Origin of the sequence: Sulfitobacter sp. SBS6, from assembly GCF_048285585.1 — a bacterium.
Lineage (GTDB): Bacteria > Pseudomonadota > Alphaproteobacteria > Rhodobacterales > Rhodobacteraceae > Sulfitobacter > Sulfitobacter pontiacus.
This window is the reverse complement of record NZ_JBLWBA010000006.1, coordinates 319,027-330,945: the sequence shown is the minus strand read 5'-3', so window position 1 is coordinate 330,945 and position 11,919 is coordinate 319,027. Positions and strand designations below refer to the sequence as shown.

General features: G+C 62.1%; 12 protein-coding genes. 8 read left to right on the top strand and 4 right to left on the bottom strand.

Annotated elements, in window-relative coordinates:
* The first annotated feature begins 110 nt into the window (after nucleotides 1-110).
* From rpoD to ACNQ62_RS10435, 4 genes are all read left to right on the top strand, one after another.
* Nucleotides 111-2,093, top strand: coding sequence for an RNA polymerase sigma factor RpoD (rpoD, locus tag ACNQ62_RS10450; protein ID WP_005849238.1), 1,983 nt, complete (start codon nucleotides 111-113; stop codon nucleotides 2,091-2,093).
* A gap of 141 nt (nucleotides 2,094-2,234) precedes the next feature.
* On the top strand, nucleotides 2,235-2,645 hold the full coding sequence (locus ACNQ62_RS10445) for a hypothetical protein (RefSeq protein WP_243250485.1): 411 nt from the start codon (nucleotides 2,235-2,237) through the stop codon (nucleotides 2,643-2,645).
* A gap of 17 nt (nucleotides 2,646-2,662) precedes the next feature.
* Entirely contained in the window at nucleotides 2,663-3,061 is a 399-nt protein-coding gene (locus ACNQ62_RS10440; protein ID WP_237279620.1) for a hypothetical protein, read from the top strand.
* 34 nt (nucleotides 3,062-3,095) lie between these two features.
* The gene (locus ACNQ62_RS10435; RefSeq protein ID WP_418094841.1) at nucleotides 3,096-3,509 is read left to right on the top strand and encodes a secondary thiamine-phosphate synthase enzyme YjbQ; all 414 of its coding nucleotides are present in this window, start codon (nucleotides 3,096-3,098) and stop codon (nucleotides 3,507-3,509) included.
* 2 nt (nucleotides 3,510-3,511) lie between these two features.
* Here the strand turns inward: ACNQ62_RS10435 and ACNQ62_RS10430 are convergent, their stop codons facing one another.
* Nucleotides 3,512-4,183 carry an SDR family oxidoreductase gene (locus ACNQ62_RS10430; protein ID WP_418094840.1) on the bottom strand — a complete coding sequence of 224 codons (672 nt, stop codon included), beginning with the start codon at nucleotides 4,181-4,183 and terminating at the stop codon, nucleotides 3,512-3,514.
* A gap of 193 nt (nucleotides 4,184-4,376) precedes the next feature.
* Here ACNQ62_RS10430 and nrdR point away from each other — a divergent pair, with 193 nt between their 5' ends.
* Both nrdR and ribD read left to right on the top strand, forming a co-directional pair.
* Nucleotides 4,377-4,844, top strand: a complete 468-nt coding sequence (gene nrdR / locus ACNQ62_RS10425; protein WP_005849229.1) for a transcriptional regulator NrdR — start codon at nucleotides 4,377-4,379, stop codon at nucleotides 4,842-4,844.
* 2 nt (nucleotides 4,845-4,846) lie between these two features.
* Nucleotides 4,847-5,950 (top strand): bifunctional diaminohydroxyphosphoribosylaminopyrimidine deaminase/5-amino-6-(5-phosphoribosylamino)uracil reductase RibD, encoded by a 1,104-nt coding sequence (ribD, locus tag ACNQ62_RS10420; protein WP_418094839.1) that lies wholly within the window; start codon nucleotides 4,847-4,849, stop codon nucleotides 5,948-5,950.
* A gap of 81 nt (nucleotides 5,951-6,031) precedes the next feature.
* On the opposite strand, the gene ACNQ62_RS10415 is transcribed toward ribD, so the two are convergent.
* The 3 genes from ACNQ62_RS10415 to ACNQ62_RS10405 all read right to left on the bottom strand — a co-directional run bounded on the left by ACNQ62_RS10415 (nucleotide 6,032) and on the right by ACNQ62_RS10405 (nucleotide 10,650).
* Complete coding sequence (locus tag ACNQ62_RS10415; protein ID WP_418094838.1) at nucleotides 6,032-8,068, bottom strand: capsular polysaccharide biosynthesis protein; 2,037 nt, start codon at nucleotides 8,066-8,068, stop codon at nucleotides 6,032-6,034.
* Between the two features lie 9 nt (nucleotides 8,069-8,077).
* Nucleotides 8,078-9,163 carry a polysaccharide biosynthesis/export family protein gene (locus ACNQ62_RS10410; RefSeq protein WP_005849224.1) on the bottom strand — a complete coding sequence of 362 codons (1,086 nt, stop codon included), beginning with the start codon at nucleotides 9,161-9,163 and terminating at the stop codon, nucleotides 8,078-8,080.
* A 167-nt stretch (nucleotides 9,164-9,330) separates the two neighbouring features.
* Nucleotides 9,331-10,650, bottom strand: a complete 1,320-nt coding sequence (locus tag ACNQ62_RS10405; RefSeq protein WP_009825042.1) for a capsule biosynthesis protein — start codon at nucleotides 10,648-10,650, stop codon at nucleotides 9,331-9,333.
* Between the two features lie 108 nt (nucleotides 10,651-10,758).
* Here ACNQ62_RS10405 and ACNQ62_RS10400 point away from each other — a divergent pair, with 108 nt between their 5' ends.
* Nucleotides 10,759-11,346 (top strand): riboflavin synthase, encoded by a 588-nt coding sequence (locus tag ACNQ62_RS10400; protein WP_418094837.1) that lies wholly within the window; start codon nucleotides 10,759-10,761, stop codon nucleotides 11,344-11,346.
* An 89-nt stretch (nucleotides 11,347-11,435) separates the two neighbouring features.
* Nucleotides 11,436-11,912: a hypothetical protein gene (locus ACNQ62_RS10395; protein ID WP_418094836.1), complete on the top strand. Its 477-nt coding sequence runs from the start codon at nucleotides 11,436-11,438 to the stop codon at nucleotides 11,910-11,912.
* Nucleotides 11,913-11,919 lie beyond the last annotated feature (7 nt).

The following is an 11,919-nucleotide window of genomic DNA, read 5'->3' as shown; positions in this document are numbered from 1 at the left end:
ATGTTTAACAAAATACAGGGTAACGGGTTTAAGAATCACCCAGAACCCCGCATGATTCGAACAACCGAATCACGTCACGTGATTCGCACCCATTCGCTGGAGGAAATTTCATGGCCGCCAAAGACACGAACGAAGACGCGAAGTCTGACGACCAGGATGCCGGCCATTCGCTTGATATGAGCCAAGCCGCCGTCAAAAAGATGATCGGCGAAGCCCGTGAAAAGGGCTATATCACCTACGATCAGCTGAACACCGTTCTGCCCCCTGACCAAGTCAGCTCGGAGCAGATCGAGGATGTGATGTCGATGCTGTCCGAAATGGGCATCAACGTGATCGAAGACGAAGAAGCCGAAGAAGAAGACGCCAAGGGTGGGACAGAAATTGCCACCACGGAAAGCAACCGTGATGTGGCGCTGTCCTCTGGCACGTCCGAAAAGCTGGACCGCACGGATGACCCCGTTCGCATGTATCTGCGCGAGATGGGATCGGTTGAACTGCTGAGCCGTGAGGGCGAGATCGCCATTGCCAAGCGGATCGAGGCAGGGCGCAACACGATGATCGCGGGGCTGTGTGAAAGCCCGCTGACCTTCCAGGCGATCACGATCTGGCGCGACGAACTTTTGTCCGAAGACATTTTGCTGCGCGATGTCATCGACCTCGAGGCGACATTCGGTACCCAGATGGGCGACGAAGAGGAAACGACTCCGGTCGTGCCAACCGCAGGCACCGAGACAAAGCCCGCCGAAAGCACCAGCGAAGTTGACGCCGACGGCAACCCGATCTCGAACGATGACGACGACGAGGATGATGACGAACAGGCCAACATGTCGCTGGCCGCGATGGAAGCCGCGCTGAAGCCGCAAGTGCTGGAAGCGCTCGACATCATTGCCGATGACTACGTCAAGTTGAGCCAAATCCAGGACAGCCGGATTTCGGCCACCCTGAACGAGGACGGCACCTTTTCGAAGACCGATGAGGAAGAATACCAGCGCGTCCGCTCCGAGATCGTGGCTTTGGTCAACGACCTGCACCTGCACAACAACCGTATCGAAGCGCTGATCGACCAGCTTTACGGCATCAACCGCCGCATCATGCAGATCGACTCTGCGATGGTGAAACTTGCCGACCAGGCGCGCATCAACCGCAAGGAATTCGTCGACGCCTATCGCGGCTACGAGCTGGACCCCAACTGGATGGAGCGGATGGCCGAGAAATCCGGTCGCGGCTGGCAGATGTTCATCGAACGGTCCTCTGACAAGGTGGACGAGCTGCGGGCCGATATGGCGCAGGTGGGTCAATACGTCGGTCTTGATATCTCTGAATTCCGCCGCATCGTGCAGCAGGTTCAGAAGGGCGAGAAAGAGGCCCGTCAGGCCAAGAAAGAAATGGTCGAGGCGAACCTGCGTCTTGTGATCTCGATCGCCAAGAAATACACTAACCGTGGCTTGCAGTTCCTTGATCTTATTCAGGAAGGGAACATCGGCCTGATGAAGGCCGTCGACAAGTTCGAATACCGTCGCGGTTATAAATTCTCGACCTATGCGACATGGTGGATCCGTCAGGCGATCACCCGTTCCATCGCGGATCAGGCGCGCACCATCCGTATTCCGGTCCACATGATCGAGACGATCAACAAGCTGGTTCGGACCGGCCGCCAGATGCTGCACGAGATCGGCCGCGAGCCGACGCCGGAAGAGCTGGCCGAGAAACTGCAGATGCCGCTTGAGAAAGTGCGCAAGGTGATGAAGATCGCCAAAGAGCCGATCTCTCTCGAAACGCCTATTGGCGACGAAGAAGACAGCCAGCTTGGTGATTTCATCGAGGATAAGAATGCCGTGCTGCCGCTCGACAGTGCCATTCAGGAAAACCTCAAGGAGACCACGACACGGGTTCTGGCCAGCCTAACCCCGCGCGAGGAACGTGTGCTGCGGATGCGCTTCGGCATCGGCATGAACACCGACCACACGCTGGAAGAAGTCGGCCAGCAGTTCAGCGTGACCCGCGAACGTATCCGTCAGATCGAGGCGAAGGCGCTGCGCAAGCTCAAGCACCCAAGCCGGTCGCGCAAGCTGCGGTCGTTCCTCGATCAGTAAGCGCGTGATCGCGAGAGTTTTGAAAGGCGGGTGTTCAGGCACCCGCCTTTTTTCATGCGCTGAAGCGACGATCTCGAAGCTGTGAATTTAAAATCCCGCCGCGCAGCCTATCTGTGAACCACGCACCAAACAGGAGCCGCCATGAAACGCCTTGCCCTTGCCGCCATTCTCTCTGCCGCCCCGCTCGCCGCGTTTGCGCAATCCTTTACAGCGGTAAACGAGTTACAGGTCATCCCGCTGTCGGGCGCATCCTTCGAGGTGATCGAGGATCATGGCGAAGGGGCCAGGGGCATGTGGTGTGCCGCCGCCGAATTTGCCGAGGAAAGGCTGGGCACGCCAAGCGCTGCTGAGATCTACGTCAAGTCGCCGCGCGGGCCATCTATCAGCGGGGTAGGGCGCACGGGCGTCGTCTTTACCTTGAATGATGCAGAGCTGTCGGAGCCTGCGTTCAAATCCTATTCGGTATCGGTGCGCAACGCGGGTCAGGCTCTGCCCGTGGGCCACGCCATCCAGTTCTGCAAGGACTACATCCTTGAGCTTAAAGACTTTTGAAAATTAGGAATACCACGATGAAAACCCTGACCACCGCTTTCGTACTGGCCGCATTGGCAACGACCCCGGCGCTCGCACAGGCCTATGTGCCGAATGACCGTCTGACTTTCACACCGACCGAGGGCGGCGTGCATATCAGCGGCAGCACCGGCTTTGGTGCGCGCGGGCATTGGTGTGCCGCAGCGGATTATGCGTTGCGCGAAATGGGCGCGCAGGACAGTCAAAAGCTTTATGTAAGCGAGCCGCGCGCGCGTGGTTTTGGCGGCGATGGTGGTGTCACCTTCACGCTGGATCCCGCGGGGCTGACCCCATCGCCCGTCGTTATCCTGGGCGGATCCTTGACCAAGGCCGGGTCGGCCATGACCATCAGCCACGGGATCACGCTCTGCGGTGGTTTGCAATCGCCCGGGCGTTGAGGCTAGCCTGACCCATCAGCACAAGGCGGGCGGAATGAACAGCGAGTTTACGGTCAAGACCGGCGGGCAGGGGCTCTACGAGGTGACGGATCAGGTGCATCAGGCGCTGTCAGGGCAACGCTCTGACGGGTTGGTGACACTGTTTCTGCGCCATACCTCCGCCTCGCTGCTTATTCAGGAAAACGCGGACCCGGATGTGCAACGCGATCTGCTGGCCTATTTCTCGCGTCTGGTGCCGCCTGCGGATGACCCCTCAATGTCCTACCTCCGGCATACGCTGGAAGGACCAGATGACATGCCCGCGCATATCAAGGCGGCAGTGCTGCCCGTTACGCTCAGCATCCCCGTGGTTGCAGGCCGCATGGTGTTGGGCGCATGGCAAGGCATTTATCTGTTCGAACACCGCGACGCGCCCCATAGCAGGCGCATCGCGGTGCATTTCGCCTGACCTCAATCCACCGGCATCAGGTGGATCTCGCGCACGGCTGCGTGGGCCGGTGCCTCTAGCGCGTGCATCACGGCCGATGCCACGTCTTCCGGTTTCAGCTTGTCGGGCTTGGCTTCGTCAAAGAACGCCGTGTCCACCATCCCGGGGGAGACAACCATACAGCGCCCACCCCATTCCGCCATTTCGTCGGCGAGGTTGCCCGCAAAGCCATGGATAAAGAACTTGGTCGCGCCGTAGATCGACCCTTTGATGTGGCGGCGTCCTGCGGCGGAGCCGGTCACAACATACTGCCCCGTGGTCTTGCGCAGATATGGCATCGCGGCATGGGCCGTATACAGCGCGCCCATCACGTTCAGATCGATCATCGATTTCCAGTCGTCCGGGTCACCCTTTTCGGTGCCGCCCGCCGATGTCCCCCGTCCTGCATTGGCAAAGACAGCATCGATTTGCCCGAACTTCTGCGCAAGACGGCTCATGGCCTGTTCCTGATCGTCGTATTGTGTGGCGTCCCCGGTCAGCACCAGCGCCTGATCCCCGATCTCGCGCGCGAGATCTTTCAGCTTGTCTTCGCTGCGGGCGAACAGCCCCACGTTCCAGCCGGCCTTGGCAGCAGCGCGGGCGGTGGCTGCACCGATCCCGCTTGAGGCTCCGGTGATGAAAAGCGTCTTGGTCATAGTGAATTCCTTTCAGATCAGTCGTCTTGCAGGGACAACGCATGGTATCAGCCAAAGTTCAGGGCAGTTTTCCCCGCTACAACATATAGATGGGCATTTCGCCCCTACCCAAAACCTCGCGTTGGTCCTATAGTTTTGGGGAATGGGGGTGTTTCACCCCCTATTGAGCAGGTTTAAGATAAGGGGACCGGCTATGCGCTGCCCGTTTTGCGGAAATATCGACACCCAAGTTAAAGACAGCCGCCCGGCCGAGGATCACGTTTCGATCCGCCGCCGCCGTTTCTGTCCCGCCTGCGGGGGCCGGTTTACCACCTACGAACGGGTGCAACTGCGCGATCTGGTTGTCGTCAAAACCTCGGGCAAGCGCGAGGATTTCGACCGTGACAAGCTGGAACGCTCCATCCGGATCTCGATGCAGAAACGCCCGATTGATCCCGAACGGATCGATCAGATGATCAGCGGCATCGTGCGACGTTTGGAAAGCATGGGCGAAACCGATGTCGGATCGAAACAAATCGGCGAGATCGTGATGGAGGCGCTGGCCCGCATCGACACCGTCGCCTACGTCCGCTTTGCCAGCGTCTACAAGAACTTTCAGGCGGCAGATGATTTCGATAAATTCGTGCAGGAACTGCGGCCCGATACCCCTGCGGACGAATAAGCATGTCTGACGACGCGCGCTTTATGGCGCTGGCCTTGTCGCTAGGCCGGCGCGGGCAGGGGGCTGTCTGGCCCAATCCCGCCGTGGGCTGCGTCATCGTGCAACACGGCCGCATTGTCGGGCGTGGCTGGACCCAGCCGGGCGGCAGGCCCCATGCGGAACCCCAAGCGCTGCTTCAGGCCGGACCTGCGGCACAGGGGGCGACGGTCTATGTCACCCTCGAACCCTGCGCCCATACCGGCAAGACGCCGCCCTGTGCTGATGCGCTTGTCGCCGCCAAGCCTGCGCGCGTGGTGATCGCCTGCACCGACAGCGATCCACGCGTCAGCGGCAAAGGTATTGCGATCCTCCGTGCGGCGGGCATTATCGTTGACGTGGGCGTGCTCGAAGATGAAGCCCGCGCGGATCATCTGGGCTTTTTCCTGCGTGTCGACGAAGGCCGCCCGATGGTGACGCTCAAACTCGCGAGCAGCTTTGACGGTCGCATTGCCACCGCGTCGGGCGAAAGCCAATGGATCACTGCTCCGCCCGCCCGCCGCGTGGTTCATGCCATGCGCAGCCGCCATGACGCGGTCATGGTGGGCGGTGGCACGGCGCGGCAGGATGACCCTAGCCTGACCGTGCGCGACCTTGGCACCACGCGCCAGCCGACACGGATTGTTGTGTCGAACGGGCTGGACATCCCCCTGAATGGCACGCTCGCCAGAACCGCCAATGACATCCCCCTGATCCTTTGCCACGGCCCCAAGGCCCCGGCAGAGCTGATCGAGACCTGGGAAAGCCTTGGCGCGACGCTGATCTCTTGCGCACCAAAGATGGGCCAGATCGACGCCGATGACATGCTCCAGCAGCTTGGCCGCCACGGTCTGACACGCATCTTCTGCGAGGGGGGCGGCGGACTGGCCGCGACGCTGCTAAAGGCGGATCTCGTAGATCAACTCGTCGGGTTTACGGCGGGTCTGGCGCTTGGCGCGGACGGCTTGCCCGCCATCGCGCCGCTGCAGCTTCAACGTCTGGCACAGGCCCCGCGCTTCACCCTGACCGAAACTTCGCGCATCGGCCCCGACCTCCTCCACATCTGGCACCGGGCCAACACGCCCGCCTAACCCCTTCCAAATGGCTTAAAATCCCGGGGGCGCGGGGGCTGGCCCCCGCATCTGATCTGCACCTAGGCTGGCCCCGCTCTACTATCGCCGCCGCCACAAATGCGCCTGTGTAGCAAACACGCCCTGCAGCTTCGCCAGCACCCGGTTCGCCACCCCGCGCCGCGGCAGATCACCCGAGGCCAACCGCTCCACCACCACCTCGACCGGGCAGGCGGTACCGCTGCGCGGATCAAAGTAGCGCGGATAATCGATCAGGGCGGCATGCGCCAAACCTTCGATGCTCACCTCTGCCCTTCGCCGCGCCGGGATATCCCCGCGGTCTTCGGTCAGCCCCCAGCCCGCGTAGAAGGGGGCACCTAAGGTCACCACCTTGACGCCGCGCAGCAGGGCCTCGAACCCCAGCAGCGATGTCATGGTCCAAACCTCATTCACATGCGCTAGCAGGGCGATGGGGTCGGCATCGGTCAGCACTCGGTCCGCCAGCCCGCCTGCGTCAATCGCGCCAAGGCGCAGCCCGGCCTCTACATCGGGATGGGGCTTGTACAGGATCACAGCGTCGGGATGTGCGGTGCGCGCGGCGTGTAGCAGCGCCAGATTGGTGGATACCGCATCGGTGCCCGCACGGATAGAGGCGTCGTCCTCCACCTGACCCGGTACCAGAATGCGCCGTCCGGCGGGCAGGGCGCACAGATCGCCACCGCCGCCAAGGTTATACTTGCTCAGCCCCGCGTCGCGCAGCGCCGCGATCAACCGTCCCGCGCGGCGCGACTGGTCGGGGCGCATTTTGGCGCGCGACGTGATCAGCTGTTCCAACCGGCTGGGGCTGCGCGGGTCATAGTAGATACCCAGATCATCGCAGACCAGCGACAGGGGCGGCACCAGATCGGCCCCCAATCCGCGCGAGCGCAGGAAACCGTCCTCGACCCGCAGGGCGCCGGCATGGGCCTGCGTCGCTTTCGACGCCCAGACCATCCAGGGCTTGCCTGTGGCGCGGGCGGCGTTTGGATCATTCTGATAGGTAACCGGCGACCAGCGGCCAAAGAAACGCTGCAAGGGCTGACGTTTCCACAGGCGCATGTCAGAGGCGACCCAGCCCCGGTGGTCTTCGCGCCAGGCCCGGGTCTGCGCGGCCATCGCCTCTATCACGGTTTCCAGATCACACAGGCAGTCACGGTGCGGATCGTACCATTTTGGATAAAGGATCATCGCCCCCGCAAAAAGTTGCGCACGGGTCAGCACACGTTGGCGCCGCTGCACGGGGAATTCGTCTTCGGTCAGGCCCCATCCCGCATAGAAGGGCTGCCCGAACACCCTGGGCTTATGGCCTGCAAAGATCGCCTCGAACCCCATTTGTGACGACACGGTATAGACACGCACGGCCCCTTCAAACAGGGTCCAGGGGCTGATGGGGGCGGTCAGCAGTGTGATGCGGTCGTTGGCGTCCTCAGGCCCGAAATGACCGCTCCGATAGCCCTTTGCGGTTTCCGGATGGGTCTTGATGATGATCCGCGCGCCGGGGTTCTCTTGTTGGGCAAAGACGAGCATCTCAAGGAACCGCGACCGGTCCGCGCCCGAGGCCGCGACCGACGCATCACCCAAGGTCTGGTCGATCACCAGCACATAGCCGGGATCCGGTGCGGGGTGCGCGGTGTCGAACCCGCTGTATTTGGTCAGATGCGCCTCGGTGATGCGGTGGATGGCACCGCGCGCACGGTCCAGCAAAGCCGTGTCATCCAGCGGGTGGCTGGTCAGGATGTCCTCAAGCTCGGAGGGCTGTGCCGGGTCGAAATGCAGCCCCTTGTGATCGACCAGCAGCCCCAGCGGCGGCTCGCCTGCGCGACCGGGAAACAGCGACCGCAGCATCGCGTCTTCGACGCGGACAACGGGCAGCCCTTTTTTAGATGCGACGGCCAGCCCACGATGCGCGGTGCCAGCATTGCCCCAGACAGCGATGGCATCCCCGTCGCGCGGCATGCCCAGATGCAGGCTATAGCCCGACAGCTGCAAGATGCGCCGCACCCGCCGGTTGGTGATGAAACCTCCGTTAAACACAAAAAGCCGCCGGTCCCGTGGGGAACCGGCGGCGGGTGTGTCGTATATTTCAGGCCCTAAAGCCATCGGTCCAGATCAGTTGCTCGACGCGAGCGACGACAGGTTGTTGACCGAGCTGGCCGACCCCGTGATCGAGGAGATGACCTTGCTCCACTGGGTGAAGGGGGCTTCGGTGACGTAGAGCGTATCGCCATCACGGATCACGAAATCGCGGGCCATGAACATGCCGTTGGGCTTGGTCAGGTCAAGCACATAGACCATGCGCTGTGCGCCTTGCAGGTCATTGCGGCCCAGAACCTGTGCCACGACCGCTTCGGGTTCGTTGCGGAAGACGAAAACACCTGTCGGGTCAGCGGTGCCCGCGTTCAGCCCGCCCACCTGTGCGATGCCTTCAAGCGCCGACAGGTTCTTGGTCTCGAACGGGACTTTCTGCTGCGCGCCGGTGGCACCAAGAGCCACAAAGGACCGTGTGTCTTCCTCGATCAGGATGCGATCCCCGCCGCGCAGGGCGATGTCGAGCTCTGGGTGGCTGTAAAGATCTTCAAGCCAGATTTTGCCCCGCTGATTGCCACGCAGCACGGTGACCTGCGCGATCTGGGGGGTGATGGTCACACCACCGGCCCGCGCCAGCATGGTGGCAAGCGTGCGTGTCGGGCGTTCAATCGCATAGACACCCTGCGCACCGACAGAGCCGACAAGCGACACGGTCGCCCCGTCACCGGCCAGACGGCGCACCTGAACCTGCGGATCCGGCGTTTGTTCGGACAGTTTGTTGGTGATGATGCGACGGATCGCTTCGGGGGAATTGCCAGCGGCCTTGATCCGGCCCGCGTAGGGCACAAAGATGAACCCGGAGCCGTCGACCTGCACTTCTTCCAGCACGGTGGCGTTGGCCCCTTGGGCGGCCAGCAAGCCATCATCGACGTTTTCCCAGATCGTCAGCCCCAGCGTATCACCGGGGTTGATCGTATCCGACCCAAGCTGACCGGCGTTGATGAACCCCGGGCTAAAGCCAAGCGCGGGGGCGACGGCGGTGGCGCGGGTCACACGGTCGTTGACGGCGACAACAAATGCGTCGCCTTCCTTCTGGACCGATCCGGCAAAGATCTGACGTTTGTTCGGGCCAACCTGCGGAAGGCCACATGAAGATACCACGGCCATAGCCGCAAGTAATGCGATGGGGCGCGCCCACCGGAAGGGTACGGATTTCACTGCCCGGTCTCCTCGACCTGTTCTTGTTCTGCCTCGAATTCGCCGATTTTTTCGGCGTAATTATCATCGGCTTAGCGCAGATTGGATCGAAAAGCTACTGTCTGGGCGAAAAACGCTCAGGTGACGGCCCGCAACTGTTGCCTTGGTGCCGCGGTTCCCAGCTCTAGCGCGTCGTAGGGGTCTTCGGGGGCAAGCATCATATCGACCACTTGCCGCATCAACTGCGTGCGCGCGCGTGCCGCATAAAATCCGCCCGGCACCTGCGAGGTTTCCAGCAAATACCGGCGATAATCCTTGTAGGCCTTGTTATCGGGGCGCGAGGCGGCGGCAAAGAATTGCGCCAGCGGCTGGTCCGAGACGAATTCGGGTTTCGCATAGACGGCGCTGCCAAACACCTTGAGCGGAATTCCGCGCCACAGCACCTGCTGACCGGCGGTGGAGTTCACGGTAACGGCGGTGCGGGCATCGTTGAGCAGCTGCGCCAGCTTGCCGCCGCGCACGAAATGCACCCGGTCCGCGACACCCAAATCCCGCGCCACCTGTTTGACCACGCGGCGCAGAGGTGCGCGGCCGTCTTCCAGAGGATGGGCCTTCACAACAAGATGATGGTGGCGCGGCGCGCCCTTGGCGAAGCCTTCCAGCACCACGGTCAGGAAATCGGTCATCGTCTCGAATGGGGAGTGTTCCTGGAACGAGCTGTCGTGCTCCAGCTGCAGCAGTGCCAGATGGTAGGGGAAGCCGCCGAGCCGGATACGCAGCGTTGCGATCAGCCGGTCCAGCGCCAGCGCGGGCATCAGCAGCAGCCGCTTGAGGTACAGCTTGAACTCCTTGGTCACCGGCAAGCTCCGATGCGGACGGAAGTTACGGTAGTCGCCGTTCCGGAACAGCACAAACCAGTGATAGAGCGCACCATAGAAAACGTGCTGGCGCATATCACCCCAATGACCGGGGGGGAGGGGGGCCTCCATATCCGAATTGGCCAATGCGGCCTGCATCTGTTCGATGGACATGTCCATCAGCCGTGAATTGCCGTTGGACCCGCCGCGTTCATAGGTGACCCAATAGGGGCGCATGTAGCCTTCTTCAAAGACATGCACGGTCAGCCCGCGGGCCTTGGCCTCGGCCACGGCTTGGGCGTGGATCGGGCGGGTGTCGCCATAAAGCACGATATCTGTGACACCCTTGTCGGCGAGCAGCGCAACAAAGGTGTCTTTCCACGTGTCAGCTGTTCCGCGAAACGGGATATAGCTGCGCGGGTGGAACCAGAAGGCCCGATCGCCTGCGTTGAACCCCACACGCCAGACCTGCGCCCCCGCCAGACGAAGCATCTTGCCCAGACGGTTGAAGAAGGGGCCATGCGGCCCTTGCAGGAAAAGGAAGACCCGTTCACGGGGTGCTGCGGCGTTCATCGGTTGCTTTCGGTTTATCTTGGTCATCGGGCAGACAAACACCGGATACCGGCGAAAATGTGGCGTGTCTGTGGACTTGTCATGCTGCGGGCAGAGGTCTACTTCGGTAGCGACCAGTATAGAAGAGGCAGGCGCATGTTTACAGGCATTATCACGGACATCGGAAAGATCACCAAGCTTGAACAGCAAGGCGACCTGCGCGCGCGGATCAAAACGGGCTATGATACCGGCGGCATCGACATGGGGGCCTCTATCGCCAGTGATGGCGTGTGCCTGACCGTGGTGGATCTGGGGTCCGATTGGTACGAGGTGCAGATCAGCGCCGAGACCGTGGACAAGACCAACCTTGGCGCATGGGAGGTCGGACGCCGTCTGAACCTTGAACGCGCGCTGAAGGTCGGGGACGAATTGGGCGGGCACATCGTGTCGGGCCATGTCGATGGCGTGGCCGAGGTGGTGGCGCTGCGCGACGAGGGCGACAGCACCCGCGTGACCCTGCGCGCGCCCGAGGATCTGGCGCGTTTCATTGCCCCCAAAGGCTCTGTCGCGCTGAACGGCACCTCGCTGACCGTTAACGAGGTCGACGGCTGCGATTTCGGCATCAACTTTATCCCCCACACCAAAGAGGTGACCACATGGGGTGATGTCGCCGTCGGGGACCGGATCAACCTGGAGATCGACACATTGGCCCGCTATGTTGCGCGGCTGGCAGAAATGTCGTGATCGCGGGGATCGGACATAATCAGGGCCCCAGCCTTGAGCGCGGCCAGAAGTGGCGCGCTTTCCAGTGGCAAAAGGCACGCGAGGCGGCGATGCCTTCAGCGATCCCGCTGATGGTCGTCAAGATGCGCGTGGCGCGCGCCCGCGAGCTGGGGTTGGACTACAAGGCCTATGCCGCGATCCGTCAGGCCACGGGGCGCGATATTCTGGCGCTGCTGTTCTCGTCCAATGCGCTGCGGGTGGTGCGTGCGGGGGCACCGCATATCCCCCTGCGCGAGGCCGAGGTGCTGGACAAGGTGCAGCGCGCCCAAAAGCTGGCGCTGGTACATCGCCCGCTGCGGCCCGACAGTGTGGCACAGGCGAATTCCGTGCTGGATCACGTGGCCGAGGCCCCCAAGTTCACCGACAGCTGGAGCGCGATGCGCGATCATCTGGGGCAGGTGGTTCAAGGGCGCAAACTGGTCGGCGATCAGGTGCTGATCATCGGCGACACCGGATTGGAACGGGACTGGGCCACTGCAAGCAAGGCGGCGGGCTATGTGGAGGCCGCGCGCTATTTCGGGGCTTAACGCGGAC

Coding starts and splice junctions, on each gene's coding strand:
- rpoD (WP_005849238.1), top strand. CDS start 111: ATGGCCGCCAAAGACACGAACGAAGACGCGAAGTCTGACGACCAGGAT.
- ACNQ62_RS10445 (WP_243250485.1), top strand. CDS start 2,235: ATGAAACGCCTTGCCCTTGCCGCCATTCTCTCTGCCGCCCCGCTCGCC.
- ACNQ62_RS10440 (WP_237279620.1), top strand. CDS start 2,663: ATGAAAACCCTGACCACCGCTTTCGTACTGGCCGCATTGGCAACGACC.
- ACNQ62_RS10435 (WP_418094841.1), top strand. CDS start 3,096: ATGAACAGCGAGTTTACGGTCAAGACCGGCGGGCAGGGGCTCTACGAG.
- ACNQ62_RS10430 (WP_418094840.1), bottom strand. CDS start 4,183: ATGACCAAGACGCTTTTCATCACCGGAGCCTCAAGCGGGATCGGTGCA.
- nrdR (WP_005849229.1), top strand. CDS start 4,377: ATGCGCTGCCCGTTTTGCGGAAATATCGACACCCAAGTTAAAGACAGC.
- ribD (WP_418094839.1), top strand. CDS start 4,847: ATGTCTGACGACGCGCGCTTTATGGCGCTGGCCTTGTCGCTAGGCCGG.
- ACNQ62_RS10415 (WP_418094838.1), bottom strand. CDS start 8,068: ATGGCTTTAGGGCCTGAAATATACGACACACCCGCCGCCGGTTCCCCA.
- ACNQ62_RS10410 (WP_005849224.1), bottom strand. CDS start 9,163: ATGGCCGTGGTATCTTCATGTGGCCTTCCGCAGGTTGGCCCGAACAAA.
- ACNQ62_RS10405 (WP_009825042.1), bottom strand. CDS start 10,650: ATGACCAAGATAAACCGAAAGCAACCGATGAACGCCGCAGCACCCCGT.
- ACNQ62_RS10400 (WP_418094837.1), top strand. CDS start 10,759: ATGTTTACAGGCATTATCACGGACATCGGAAAGATCACCAAGCTTGAA.
- ACNQ62_RS10395 (WP_418094836.1), top strand. CDS start 11,436: ATGCCTTCAGCGATCCCGCTGATGGTCGTCAAGATGCGCGTGGCGCGC.